12 protein-coding genes are annotated in these 12,945 nt (G+C 52.2%); all 12 read left to right on the top strand.

The features are described 5' to 3' along the window. Nucleotides 1-223 precede the first annotated feature (223 nt). The 12 genes from IPM31_14140 to IPM31_14085 all read left to right on the top strand — a co-directional run bounded on the left by IPM31_14140 (nt 224) and on the right by IPM31_14085 (nt 12,869). Complete coding sequence (locus tag IPM31_14140; GenBank protein MBK9008119.1) at nt 224-643, top strand: DUF3592 domain-containing protein; 420 nt, start codon at nt 224-226, stop codon at nt 641-643. Between the two features lie 294 nt (nt 644-937). Beyond that, nucleotides 938-2,704: an aspartate--tRNA ligase gene (gene aspS / locus IPM31_14135; GenBank protein MBK9008118.1), complete on the top strand. Its 1,767-nt coding sequence runs from the start codon at nt 938-940 to the stop codon at nt 2,702-2,704. Between the two features lie 69 nt (nt 2,705-2,773). Continuing rightward, a complete protein-coding gene (gene gatC / locus IPM31_14130) occupies nt 2,774-3,085 on the top strand; it encodes an Asp-tRNA(Asn)/Glu-tRNA(Gln) amidotransferase subunit GatC (GenBank protein ID MBK9008117.1) in 312 nt (103 codons plus the stop codon). Between the two features lie 215 nt (nt 3,086-3,300). After that, nucleotides 3,301-4,764: an Asp-tRNA(Asn)/Glu-tRNA(Gln) amidotransferase subunit GatA gene (gatA, locus tag IPM31_14125; protein MBK9008116.1), complete on the top strand. Its 1,464-nt coding sequence runs from the start codon at nt 3,301-3,303 to the stop codon at nt 4,762-4,764. An 86-nt stretch (nt 4,765-4,850) separates the two neighbouring features. Next, on the top strand, nt 4,851-6,293 hold the full coding sequence (gatB, locus tag IPM31_14120) for an Asp-tRNA(Asn)/Glu-tRNA(Gln) amidotransferase subunit GatB (GenBank protein MBK9008115.1): 1,443 nt from the start codon (nt 4,851-4,853) through the stop codon (nt 6,291-6,293). 25 nt (nt 6,294-6,318) lie between these two features. Continuing rightward, a complete protein-coding gene (locus IPM31_14115; GenBank protein ID MBK9008114.1) occupies nt 6,319-6,855 on the top strand; it encodes a nucleotidyltransferase in 537 nt (178 codons plus the stop codon). Beyond that, nucleotides 6,842-7,198, top strand: coding sequence for a hypothetical protein (locus IPM31_14110; protein ID MBK9008113.1), 357 nt, complete (start codon nt 6,842-6,844; stop codon nt 7,196-7,198). Before IPM31_14115 ends, IPM31_14110 begins: the two co-directional genes overlap by 14 nt. Nucleotides 7,199-7,210: 12 nt before the next feature. Further along, a complete protein-coding gene (locus IPM31_14105) occupies nt 7,211-7,330 on the top strand; it encodes a hypothetical protein (GenBank protein MBK9008112.1) in 120 nt (39 codons plus the stop codon). Nucleotides 7,331-7,435: 105 nt separating this feature from the next. Next, on the top strand, nt 7,436-8,143 hold the full coding sequence (locus IPM31_14100) for a hypothetical protein (GenBank protein ID MBK9008111.1): 708 nt from the start codon (nt 7,436-7,438) through the stop codon (nt 8,141-8,143). A gap of 317 nt (nt 8,144-8,460) precedes the next feature. Beyond that, on the top strand, nt 8,461-9,804 hold the full coding sequence (gene asnS / locus IPM31_14095; GenBank protein ID MBK9008110.1) for an asparagine--tRNA ligase: 1,344 nt from the start codon (nt 8,461-8,463) through the stop codon (nt 9,802-9,804). 255 nt (nt 9,805-10,059) lie between these two features. Next, nucleotides 10,060-11,001, top strand: a complete 942-nt coding sequence (locus IPM31_14090) for a metallophosphoesterase (GenBank protein ID MBK9008109.1) — start codon at nt 10,060-10,062, stop codon at nt 10,999-11,001. 221 nt (nt 11,002-11,222) lie between these two features. Beyond that, complete coding sequence (locus IPM31_14085) at nt 11,223-12,869, top strand: APC family permease (protein ID MBK9008108.1); 1,647 nt, start codon at nt 11,223-11,225, stop codon at nt 12,867-12,869. The last annotated feature ends 76 nt before the right edge of the window (nt 12,870-12,945 follow it).

The following is a 12,945-nucleotide window of genomic DNA, read 5'->3' as shown; positions in this document are numbered from 1 at the left end:
TGCACCCAATGGGAAGAAAAATCAAGGCAATTCACCTTACATCATCCTTACACATTGGGCTTGCCCTATTGGGGTTTCTGCCAACCTGACCGCTTCGCGTCTTTCTCCTCGTAGCCTGGCTTGCCATTCGGAAGCGTTGCCGCGCCTGTAGTACCATCGGCGAGCCAGTTTCCCAAGGTGTACAGTACAATGAGGCTCATCAAACGGTCCTCAAAGGAACAGCATGGTTGAAATCATATCAATCTTTTCATTCGTAATCGGTATCGGCGGCGCGATCTGCGCCACTGTGTTGCCTATCGTGATCCTGGTTGCGGTTGGATACTTTATCTATCGCCGCAGCAAAATGCGAGATACGGCGAAGCAAGCCGCGCAAGATTGGTCCAGCACGATGGGGGTGGTGATCACCTCCACAGTTCAAGTGAAACGCAGTTATAAAAGCCGCTCTGAGATTCCCGTTGTGGTCTATCAATATCAAGTGGACGGAAAGCCGTACACGGGACAAGTGGTCAAAGCGGGCGAACAATTCTTTAGCGTCCGCATCTATGGTGACGCGCAAAAAACGGTTGCCCGCTATCCCGTCGGCGCGCAGGTGATGGTGTATTACAACCCGGCGAATCCCGCCGAATCTGCGTTGGAACGTTAAGTCTGTGCTATAATGCCGCCATTATGAAATATCCGTTTTACTTCGCCAATGACAACGATAATAATGACAATGACGATCTGCTGTATCGTTGGGCGAAGCCTTGCTAGTTGACGGATTGAAAAAGTCGAACTCATCGCCCAACGCAATTGCGAAGGGCGATTTTTTATGTAAACCAAGACCTGACAGGTTTCATTGAGAACTAAGCCCGTCAGAACAATTGCGAATTGGAATGTATTCGATTGATCGAACGTTCGTGAAAACCTGTCAGGTCTTACAATTTCTTGGAGGCGCACTATGTACAGAACTCATACTTGTGGAGAATTAAGAGCCAGCCACGCGGGTCAAACCGTGACGTTGGCGGGCTGGGTGAATCGCCGCCGCGACCATGGCGGGGTGGCATTCTTTGACTTGCGCGACCGCGCTGGCATTATTCAAGTGACCATTAACCCCGATTTGCCAAAAGAAATGCTGGAGCAAGTTGCCAACGTGCGCAACGAGTGGGTGTTGCAGATCGAGGGCGTGGCGCAGAAACGCCCCGAGGGAATGGCAAACCCGAAAATGGAAACGGGTGAGGTGGAGGTCATCGCCAAGAACGTGACCGTGCTGAATCCGTCGAAGACGCCGCCATTCATGGTCAACACCGATAACGACCTGCCCGATGAGAACATGCGCCTCAAGTATCGTTATGTGGACCTGCGCCGCGAGCGATTGACTCGAAATATCGTGTTGCGTCACAAGGTCATCAAGTTCATGCGCGACTATCTCGATGAACAAGGCTTCATCGAAGTTGAAACGCCGATCATGTTCAAAGCGACTCCCGAAGGCGCGCGCGACTATCTCGTGCCGTCTCGTATCTACCCTGGGCAGTTCTATGCTTTGCCTCAGTCGCCGCAACAGTTGAAGCAGTTGCTCATGGTCGCAGGCATGGATAAATATTTCCAGATCGCGCGCTGTTTCCGCGATGAAGACCTGCGCGGCGACCGTCAGCCTGAGTTCACGCAACTCGATCTTGAGATGTCCTATGTTCACCGTGACGATGTGTTGAATCTCGTTGAGGGTTTGTTCACGGCGATGCTCCCCGAAGTTGCGCCGCACAAGAAGTTATATTCCTCGCCGTGGCCCAAGTTTTCATACAAAGAAGTTCTCGAACGCTTCGGCACCGACAAACCCGATCTGCGTTTCGGCATGGAACTGGTTGACGTGAGCGAGGTCTTCGCGAAGAGCGAGTTCAAAGTCTTCCAGTCTGCGTTGAGCGCGGGAGGCGTGGTCAAGTGTATCATCGCGCCGAAGTCGGCTGAGATGTCGCGCAAGGAAGTGGACGCGTTGACCGAGTCGGCGAAGGGGCTGGGGGCGAAGGGACTGGCGACGCTGGCGATCCAAGCCGAAGGTCCGAAGGGAACCGCCGCGAAGTTTGTCACAGAGGCAGAGGTGGAAGAGGTCAAATCCAAAACGGGCGCGAAGGACGGCGATCTTATCCTGTTTGCGGCAGACGCGCGCGCGGTCGTCAACAAAGTGTTGGGCGGGTTGCGAATCATTTTGCGCGATAAACTCGATCTTGCCGATACATCCATGATGGCGTTCGCGTGGGTGGTGGACTTCCCGTTCTTTGCGTGGAATGAGGAAGAAAAGAAATGGGAGTCGGAGCATCATCCGTTCACGATGCCGAAGTTGGAAGATCTGCCCAAGTTCGACACCAACCCTGGCGAAGTGTATTCGGACGCGTATGATATGGTGTGCAACGGCTACGAGACCGCGTCGGGTTCGATCCGTATTCATCGCCGAGATATTCAGATGAAGATGTTCCAGATGCTTGGCTTGAGCGACGAGGAAATTCAGACGAAGTTCGGTCACATGCTGGAGGCGTTCGAGTATGGCGCGCCTCCGCATGGAGGGATGGCTCCAGGCGTTGATCGACTCGTGATGTTACTGGCTGACGAGCCGAACATCCGCGAAGTGATCGCGTTCCCAAAGAATCAAGCGGGGCGCGATGTGATGGCGGACGCGCCGTCGGAAGTTGAGCCGAAGCAGTTGAAAGAATTGCATGTTCAGATCAGGGAATAGAGATTGGAGACTGGAGATTAGAGATTGGTAGCGATGCGGAGAATTAGAGAATTGGAGAATTGATCGGCGATGAACGAGAAGCAACAGATTCAGGTAGATGAAAAGTTAGTGCGAGACATCGCGTCTTTGGCGCGGTTGGATTTGAACGAGGACGAGACGAAGATGTTCGTTTCTCAGTTCAAGGATATTCTCGATTACGTCGGTGTTTTGAATGAAGTGGACACGGAGAATGTCGCGCCTGCGTATTTGTCGTCGGCGAATCAAAGCGTGATGCGCGAGGATGAGGTCGAAGAGTCTGTGCCGACGGAGGAGTTTCTCGCCAATGCTCCGCAGTCGAAAGATGAGTATGTGGTTATTCCGCGCGCGCATGTGGAGCAGTAACAAGTAATTGGTAAGTAGTAATTGGTAATTTTTGTTGCGGAGTTTTGCGTTGGTAACGAACCGTCCACGAATAAAACCACGAATTCACGAATAGAGGCGCGTCAATTCGTTTACATGTGCCCGTCAGGGTATTCGTGAACATTCGTGGATGGTTGTCACTCCGCGAAGAAGGTCTTTGATGAAGCGCAATCTTGTATAACTCGATTTGAAAATTTATGGATTTACACGAATTAACCATCCACGAAACACACGAACTACTTTCCAGTCGAAAGATTTCTTCGGCGGAGTTGACGCGCGCGTATCTTGAACGCATTCAACGACTCGACCCGCAGATCAAATCGTACGTCACGGTTTCTGAAGATGTGGCGTTGGAGCAAGCCAAAAAAGCGGACGAACGCATCAAGTCAGGCGAAGGTTTGACCCCGCTGACGGGAATTCCCTACGCGGCAAAGGATTCGCTTTCGACACGCGGCGTGAACACGACTTGCTCATCAAAAATCCTTGAGAACTATAAACCGTTTTACGACTCGACCGCGATCAAGAAATTACATGCGGCTGGCTCTGTCCTCCTTGGCAAAAACAACATGGATGAGTTCGGAATGGGGTCGTCCACCGAAAACTCTGGCTTCTTCACCACCCGCAACCCGTGGAATTTCGATCACGTCCCTGGCGGTTCGAGCGGAGGGTCAGCGGCGGCGGTCGCGGCGGGACTGGCTCCGTTTGCGCTCGGCGAAGACACGGGCGGATCGGTGCGCATGCCCGCGTCGTTTTGTGGCGTGACGGGACTCAAAACCACCTACGGAAGAGTTTCGCGCTACGGATTGATTCCGCTGGTGTCGTCGTTTGATACGATCGGTCCGATGGCGAGGAGCGCGTATGATGTGGCGCTTGTCCTTGAAGCGATTGCGGGACATGATCCCAAAGACAGCACGTCGCGCGTTGAGTCTGTTCAAAGTTATTCGGCGAGTTTGAAGAACGCGGAAAATTTACGCGGACTTCGCATCGGCATTCCCAAAGAATATTTCGTTGAAGGGCTGGATAAAGAAGTAGACGCTTCCGTTCGAGCCGCGATCAAGCAAATCGAATCGCTTGGCGCGGAAGTCCTTGAAGTGTCGCTTCCGCACACGCAGTATGCGATCCCTGTCTATTATTTGATTCTGTTTGCCGAAGCCAGTTCCAACCTCGCAAAATACGATGGCGTGCGGTTTGGACTGTCGGAGCGCGAGTCTGGCGATTTGATGGATGTCTACTTGAAGACGCGCGAGGCAGGCTTCGGCGCGGAGACCAAACGCCGCATCATGCTTGGCACGTTCGCGCTTTCGGCTGGATATTACGATGCCCACTATTTAAAAGCACAGAAAGTCCGCGCGTTGATTCGGCAGGACTTTCAGAAAGCGTTCGAGACCTGCGACGCGCTCATCACACCTGTCGCGCCGACGACTGCGTTTCGTATCGGCGAGAAGATCAGCAACCCGCTCGATATGTATTTGTCGGATGTGTTCGTGGTCGCTGTCAATCTCGCAGGGATTCCCGCGCTGTCTGTCCCATGCGGCTTTTCGAACGGACTGCCCATCGGGATGCAAGTCATGGGTCCGCATTTGTCGGAGGAGACTCTGCTTCACATTGGACATTTGTATCAATCGCAGACGGATTGGCACACGAAACAGCCCTCACTCTAGCATGTCATGCTGAGCGAAGCGAAGCATCTCTGTCACAACACACGAGACCCTTCGCTGGCGCTCAGGGTGACATGCCAATAGAAATTATGAACTACGAACCCATCATCGGACTTGAAGTCCACGCGGAGTTGCTCACAAAATCGAAAATGTTTTGTGGGTGCGAAGTTGTCGACTCAATCACCGCAAAACCGAATCGGCATATCTGTCCCGTTTGCACGGGTCAGCCTGGCGCGTTGCCTGTGTTGAACAATAAAGCCGTCGAGTTGGCGGTCAAAGTTGGGCTCGCGCTTGGGTGTCAGATCCACACCGAAAGTATTTTCGCGCGCAAGAATTATTTTTATCCCGACCTGCCGAAGGGCTATCAAATCTCGCAATACGACCAGCCGCTGGCAACAGACGGGAAACTGCTCATCGAAACTGAAGCAGGCATAAGGTCGATTCGGATTCGCCGCGTCCACTTGGAAGAGGACACGGGCAAGTTATCCCACGCCGACGCGCGCTCGTTCATTGATTACAACCGAAGCGGAGTCCCACTGCTCGAAATTGTCACCGAGCCCGATCTGCGTTCGTCCGATGAAGCGAAAGCCTACGCGACCGCGTTGCACGCGATCCTGCGTTATCTCGATGTGAATTCGGGCGACATGGAAAAAGGCGTGATCCGTTTTGAGGCGAACGTTTCGGTGCGCGAGGCGGGGAGCGAGCGACTCAACACGCGCACTGAAATAAAAAATCTCAACTCGTTCCGCTCGCTCGCGCAGGGCATCGAATACGAGATCGCGCGGCAGACTGAAATTGTTTCGCGCGGCGGAATCGTCGAACAGGAAACGTTGGGCTTCAACGAAACGACGGGCAAGACGTATTCGCAGCGCGGCAAAGAAAGCGCGCATGATTATCGTTACTTCCCCGAGCCTGATTTGCCGCCGCTAATTTTGGATTCGGATTGGATCGATTCGATTCGCGCGACTCTCCCCGAATTGCCCGACGCAAAAACAAAACGCTTCATCTCGGACTTCGGCTTGACTCAGTCCGATGCGCGTTTTCTCACCTCCGAGCTTTCTCTCGCGAACTACTTCGAGCGCGTCGCCGCGAAATCGAACAGTTCAGCGAAAGCCGTCCATTCATGGATCGCGGGCGAGTTCATGCACTACGTCAACGAGACGGGAATCAAAATTGAAGATGTGACTCTGCCGCCCGAATCGTTCGCCAAACTCATTGACATGACGACCGACAAAGTCATCGGCGGCAACTCGGCAAAAATCGTGTTGAGCGAACTCCTAAGAAATGGCGGCGACCCCGAACATATCGTCCAAGAAAAGGGACTCGTCCAAGTCTCCGACGAAAGTTTCATCAAGGAAGCCGTGACGAAAGCGCTGAACGATAACCCCTCCGAAGTGGAAAAATATCTCGCGGGCAAAGAGACTCTCCTGCAATGGTTCGTCGGTCAAGTGGCGCGCGCCACGAAGGGGAAGGCGGACCCGAACGTGACGAGGGAGTTGGTGGTGAAGGGGTTGGAGGGGAGGAGGAAGTAAGTTATCTGTGGTGTAAAATAAAGCCATGGGAATATTTACGCGTAGTGAAATCGAAGAGGGCTTAAAACGACTTGGAGAACTAGCCCAAGCCAGAGGGATTCATATTCAATTGACTCTCGTTGGCGGCGCAGTCATGGTTCTTCAATTCGACGCGCGCTCATCCACGCGGGATATAGACGCGGTTATTCTCGAGCCGCGTGAAGCCCGTCTGGTTCGAGAACTGGCAAAAAGTGTTGCCGAAGAATTCGACTGGACAGAAGATTGGTTGAATGACGGCGCAAAAGGATATTTGGTGGGCATTAGCAATGGACCGATTGTGTTTCAAGCGCCTGGGATAGAAGCGCGAACGCCTTCTTTGGAACAATTGCTCGCGATGAAACTCTCTGCATGGCGCGACGATATTGATGTTTCAGACGCTCGACGGCTTTTGCAGGAAGTTGGAAAGGGTAGAAAAAAAGATGATGTTTGGCAAAGCGTCGAACCTTTTCTCGTAAAGGGCGATGAGTTGACCGCGCAATACGCTTTTTGGGATTTATGGGAGAACTTATATGGAACAGATTGAACAACTTGCCCAAGCCGCGCTTGAACGAGACCATCTCAAATTACGCAGTCTCGTTCAAGACTTGACTCGCTCCAATACGGACTTTAGCGCTCTTCCTCGACCATCCACCACAGACCAGCGCTTATTGACCGTCAGCGCGGCTTTAACAGAATTGCTTGCCCAACGAAGCAATCAACAACCGCCTTCATGGACAAAAGAGATCGGCGCGTTGAAAGAGCCGTTCTTCCTACTCGAATCGGCGGCAACGATGAAGCGCCTGCGAACGCTCTGCGAAACTCAATCTCCTGAACCCATGCGGAAACGTCTGCTCTACGCGCCTCCGCATTTTCTTGCGTTCGCCTAACATCTCACCAAAGTGGAGAAATATCTCGCGGGCAAAGAGACTCTCCTGCAGTGGTTTGTGGGTCAAGTAGCGAGGGCGACCAAGGGCAAGGCAGACCCGAATGTGACGAGGGAGTTGCTGGTGAAGGGGTAGGGGGAGAGGAAGAAGTAGTTCTCCTTTTGTTGTAAAATCAACACACGGTGAGCGCGCTACTTACTAAATGACATCACCTTTTATCTACTTCCTCGAGGAATCATCATGAGAAAAACAAGAACCACTAAAGGGAAAAAGAAGATTGACCCAACGATTATTGTGGCATTAATCACGGTTGTTGGAACTATTGTCGTCACTCTTATATCAGTGTTCGGAAACACACCTCAAGATCACCCTGCTCTTCCAACATCACATTCGACATCTGCAATTGCCATACCCAGCACACCGACTGAAACACCGCACCCACTACCGTCAATGACACCCACAAAGGAACCCGAAATAATTTTTGGACCGCAGAATGGATCTTTAGATGAATCGAATTCCTTTATTTTTCGACCAAACTCTCCTAATCTACAAATTCATAATTTCATATTATCTGTCGTATTTGTTAATCCGAGTAATACAGATACCTGGAGTTATAGTATTTATTTTAGGGATAAAATAGGAATAAACAACAATTATTTGACAATATGTAATTGTGGCACTTGGAGTTTATATTCAACTACTCCTGAAAAAGGACTTACTAAACTCTACGATGGAACTATTAATAACCTTAATCTTTCAAGGGGAGGAACCAATCATATAAGATTGGTTATTGAAGATCTTGTTGTTTCCGTTGTTATAAACGAAGATTCAATAAACGATGATGAGATGATACTTAATTCTGATTTGGGACACGGAGGCTTTGCGATCGCAGCATCCCCCAGAATAGACTATTATGGACTCCAGATACTATCACTGGACGATCGGTAGCCAGAACATGATATCAACTATAGCAAAAGAAGTAACTTTCTAAGACAAAGAGTCTCCTTTTGAGTCTCTTGTCTATTTTTTTGTTTTTCTACCTTCTTTTTCATCTTTTGATCGCCATGCGCCATCATGTCAATGGGGCAACGATTGTCAAAATCAGAATGTGAATCTGACCCGCGTCAATTTCCACGCCATACGCATCCGTGAGGCGGAAACACTTCTTGGAGGTTTCAGCCATCCTGTTTATGTATGCGCCGACAAGGTAGGAGTTTATGCCATCTGCTATAATCGGCGCAACCACTAAATAAAGGATCCCCTACATGGCTGAACAAATCAGCGTTTCGCAAATTTCAAAATATATTGGACAAGAAATAACCATCAAAGGCTGGGTCTACAACCGCACGGACAAGGGCAAGTTATGCTTTTTACTCGTCCGCGATGGCTCGGGCTTTGTGCAATGCGTCGCGTTCAAAGGCGACCTTGAACCCGAAGTGTTCGACAAGGTCATGCGTTTGCCGCAAGAGTCGTCGGTGATCGTCACAGGCGCGGTGCGGGAGGATAAGCGCGCGCCTGGAATCCCTGGCGGATATGAACTCGGCGTGAAGCAGATCGAGATCGTGCAAGAGGCGGGCTTGGATTACCCGATGTCGCTCAAGGATCACGGTCCCGACTTCGCGCTCGATCATCGTCACTTGTGGATACGGATGCAAAGTCAGTGGGCGATACTGAAAGTGCGCAGTACCGTCATGGCGGCGACGCGCGAATGGCTCGACACGAACGGCTTCCTCGAAATGAGCACGCCCATCCTCACTCCCGCCGCCGCCGAAGGGACAACGACTCTCTTCGAGACCGAATACTTCGACGAGGGTAAAGCCTACCTCGCGCAGACGGGTCAACTGTACAACGAAGCCAACATCTTCGCCTTCGGGAAAGTCTACTGCTTCGGTCCCACCTTCCGCGCGGAGAAATCGAAGACGCGTCGTCACCTCACCGAGTTTTGGATGCTCGAACCCGAGATCGCTTTCTGCGACTTGGACGGCTTGATGGACGTGGAAGAGGGACTCATTAAACACATCGTCCAAACTGTGTTGCGCGAGTGCGCCGCCGAATTGAAATTCCTTGAGCGCGATGTGACCAAACTGGAAAACGTCACTGGCACATTCCCGCGCATGTCGTATGACGACGCGGCGAAATATCTCATTGACCTGTACGAAAAAGAAACCGACCCTGAAAAGAAGGAACTTCTCAAATTCGAATGGGGCATGGATTTCGGCGCTCCGCACGAAACCGAGTTGACGAAACTTCACGACAAGCCACTATTTGTCTATGGCTACCCCAGCGCGGTCAAGGCGTTTTACATGGAGCCATGGCCAGGTCGCCCCGAAGTCTGCAAGTCTGTAGATTTGCTCGCGCCCGAAGGCTACGGCGAAATCTGCGGCGGCTCGGAACGCATGTCGAGTCACGACGCGTTGCTGGCGCGAATTCATAAAGAAGGATTACCCGAAGAAGCGTTCAAGTGGTACCTCGAACTTCGCAAGTATGGCTCCGTTCCGCATTCAGGATTCGGTATGGGAGTGGAACGAGTCGTCGCATGGCTGTGCGGAATCGAACACATCCGCGAAGCGATTCCGTTCCCGAGGACGATCAAGAGGGTGTATCCGTAAGAGAGTATTGCTTGAGTCTGTATCCTCGTTTTTTTTTGTACACGGATACTTCGACAGGCTCAGCACAAGTTTCACGGAAAACACGTAGAATTTAAAGTTCTTTTCCGTGAAAATCAGTGAAATCTGTGGCTTCCGTGTCTAAAGAGAATTTGAGAATTGATCTCAGTGATCTCTGTGAACTCTGTGGCTAAGGATATATAATCAACGACAGCACAATAACGAAGTCAATCCAAATCCCTTGCGGAGGAAACCACCGTGACCAAACTGTTTTTTGCGACAGACATTCATGGTTCGGATATTTGCTGGAACAAGTTTTTGAACGCGGGGAAATTTTATGAAGTGGATGTGCTGATCCTTGGGGGCGATATGACCGGAAAAGCGGTCGTGCCGTTTATTCATCAGGGCGGGGAGAATTACAAAGTCACTTTGCTCGAACAGGAATTTCCAATTACCAATGCGGACGAACTCGCCGAAATGAAGAAGCGCGTGCGCAGTCGCGGCTATTATCCGTATTTGACGAATCCCGATGAGATGGCGGAATTGGAAAAGGATCCGAATCGCGTTTCGGAAATTTTCAATGCCGAGGTGTTGAAAGTCGTCCAACAGTGGATGGACATTGCCGAGAAAAAATTGGGCGGCACGGATATGAAAGTCTATTGCTCGCCGGGCAACGACGATATGGATGAAGTGGACGATGTCATCCGCGCGTCGAAGCGGGTATTGTTGGTCGAGGGGCAGGTGACGCAGTTGGATGAACATCACGAGATGATCGCCTCCGGTTGGAGCAACCGAACTCCGTGGGATACGCACCGGGAAGAGGGGGAGGACCAGCTCAAGGTCCGGTATGAAGCGATGATCTCCAAGTTGAAGAATCCGAAGAACGCGGTGTTCAACGTCCACGTGCCGCCGTATCGGTCTGGACTGGACGAGGCTCCCGAACTAGATAAGGATTTGCGTCCCGTGCTGGCGGGTCAGGCTTTGAAGCCGGTCGGTTCGACGGCTCTGCGCGAAGCCATCGAAAAATATGAGCCGCTTCTCGGCTTGCATGGGCACATCCACGAAGGGCGCGGGGCGATGAAAGTGGGCAAGACGTTGTGCATCAACCCCGGCTCGATGTACGAACAGGGGACTCTGTTGGGGGCAATTGTGAAACTGGGCAAGGATAAGATCGAAAATTACGTGCTGACATCAGGATAACTCTCTGTAACTTGCTTCAGCCGCCGTCCTCGGCGGCGTTTGTAAGGGAATTCCTGCGCCGGGACGGCGCAGGGAGCAATATGATTACGTGCTGACATCAGGATAACTCTCGCTCGGGTTTTGTGTTATGTACAGTAGCCGACGGCATGGCAGGTTTCTCCCGCCGGGTACTCGCAAAATGAATTTTGCGGTACGACTCAATTCAATAGAGGAGATGTGAAATGAGCAACTTATTTGTCCGCAAGGCGACCGGCATGGTACGTTCATGGTCGGTCATGGACGCGTTCATCTACGCGTTCTTTTCGATCAATCTGGTGACGTTGGGGTTCTACAGTTTCAGCCAGATGTATTATTTCGGCGGAGGCATGATCCCCGCGTTGCTCATCAGCGCGGCGTTCATCATCTTTGAGGTGATTGTGTACGCCTCATTGATCGCCGTGATGCCCCGCTCGGGCGGCGATTACGTCTGGCAGACGCGCATCTTCGGCGGCGGCATCGGCTTCATCCTCTCCATCACGGGTTGGTGGTTCACGCTTTGGTTGTGGACTCCCATCTACGGCGATATGCTCCGCCAGATCGTGCTAACCCCGTTGCTTGGCGCGTTCGGTTTGCAGTCTGCCGCGGTGTGGTTCGCGGGGCAGGGAAACGCCCTGTTTGTGTGTTCCTTGCTGACCCTCGGGTTTGTGGCGTTGGTTATCTTCCTTGGGATGAAGAACTACGCGCGCGTCCAGAAGTATTCGTTCTACGCGGGCATGCTCGGATTGCTGATCGTCATCGTTTTGCTGTTCACCGGTTCGCCGGATGCGTTCAAAGCGGGACTCGCTTCCAACTCTGCCGCGTACTTTGGCACGCAGGGCGAACTCTACGATGCGACCGCCCAAGCCGGCGTGGACGCGTTCGCTTCAACCCCGTTGACGGGCGGCTCGTTCGGACTCATCATGCTGACTCTCCCGTATCTGGTTTTCTTCAACTTGTGGCCCAACTGGGGCGCGACATTGTATGGTGAAGTGCGTGGCGCGACCGATTACAAACGGAACTTTGCCGGCATGGCTTGGGCGCTTGTCATCACCACCGCGTTGGGAATTGTGTTCTTCCTCGGCGTTGCCAAAACCATCGGCTGGGATTTCTACGTGCAAGCGAACGCCGCTTGGTGGAATTACGCGTGGGGTTACGTAACCGAAGCGCCTCCGCTTCCGGTCTGGCCCAACCCCGCGATGCTGGCGGTCTTCCTCACTGACAATCGCCTCGTGCAGATCGTCGTGCTGTTGTTGATGAGCACGTGGTGGTTCGGCTGGGCAGGGACGTTGTTCCTCTCCTCGACCCGCGTGATCTTCGCCGCCGCGTTTGACCGCCTGCTCCCGGAAAAAGCCGCAGAGTTGAACAAGAACGGCACGCCGGTGAATGCGATGTTGTACATGATCCTGCCAGCCATCGTTGTTGCCGCGTTGTATGCTTATAACGTGGCAGGCTTCCGCTCCATCACGCTTGCCGCCACGCAAGGCATTGCCATTATGTACTTTGGCACAGCCATTGCCGCAATCGTTCTGCCGTACAAAAAGAAAGCGCTCTTCGAAGCCTCGCCAATTGCCCAAATGAAAGTGGCTGGCATCCCGCTCATCACCGTTGCGGGCGTGATCTTTGCCGGCTTCCTTGGCTTCCTGTTGATCGAATGGATGTTCGACCCCTGGTTGAACTCAGGTGGCGAAGGCGCGGGCTTGTATGGAATCAGTTTCAAGAACACTAACTCGATCATTTTCCTCGGCGCGTGTTATGTATCCGCCGCGGCGATTTACTACGGCTTCAAAGCCCGGCGCAAGGGCGAGGGCATCGACCTCGATAAAGTGCAGGCTGAAATCCCTGCCGAGTAGCCGCTTCAAAATTTCTAGTTCTGACCCTAAAGGATTCCGGATAATCCTTTAGGGTCATTTATTGGTAGAATCGCTT

This window comes from Candidatus Defluviilinea gracilis (assembly GCA_016716235.1).
In the GTDB taxonomy this organism is placed as follows: domain Bacteria; phylum Chloroflexota; class Anaerolineae; order Anaerolineales; family Villigracilaceae; genus Defluviilinea; species Defluviilinea gracilis.
The sequence above is the reverse complement of the archived record's forward strand: the minus strand, read 5'-3'. Positions and strand labels throughout refer to the sequence as shown.

What these genes read in the sequence shown, in the direction of transcription:
- IPM31_14140 (MBK9008119.1), top strand. Translation starts at nt 224, where the DNA reads ATGGTTGAAATCATATCAATCTTTTCATTCGTAATCGGTATCGGCGGC.
- aspS (MBK9008118.1), top strand. Translation starts at nt 938, where the DNA reads ATGTACAGAACTCATACTTGTGGAGAATTAAGAGCCAGCCACGCGGGT.
- gatC (MBK9008117.1), top strand. Translation starts at nt 2,774, where the DNA reads ATGAACGAGAAGCAACAGATTCAGGTAGATGAAAAGTTAGTGCGAGAC.
- gatA (MBK9008116.1), top strand. Translation starts at nt 3,301, where the DNA reads ATGGATTTACACGAATTAACCATCCACGAAACACACGAACTACTTTCC.
- gatB (MBK9008115.1), top strand. Translation starts at nt 4,851, where the DNA reads ATGAACTACGAACCCATCATCGGACTTGAAGTCCACGCGGAGTTGCTC.
- IPM31_14115 (MBK9008114.1), top strand. Translation starts at nt 6,319, where the DNA reads ATGGGAATATTTACGCGTAGTGAAATCGAAGAGGGCTTAAAACGACTT.
- IPM31_14110 (MBK9008113.1), top strand. Translation starts at nt 6,842, where the DNA reads ATGGAACAGATTGAACAACTTGCCCAAGCCGCGCTTGAACGAGACCAT.
- IPM31_14100 (MBK9008111.1), top strand. Translation starts at nt 7,436, where the DNA reads ATGAGAAAAACAAGAACCACTAAAGGGAAAAAGAAGATTGACCCAACG.
- asnS (MBK9008110.1), top strand. Translation starts at nt 8,461, where the DNA reads ATGGCTGAACAAATCAGCGTTTCGCAAATTTCAAAATATATTGGACAA.
- IPM31_14085 (MBK9008108.1), top strand. Translation starts at nt 11,223, where the DNA reads ATGAGCAACTTATTTGTCCGCAAGGCGACCGGCATGGTACGTTCATGG.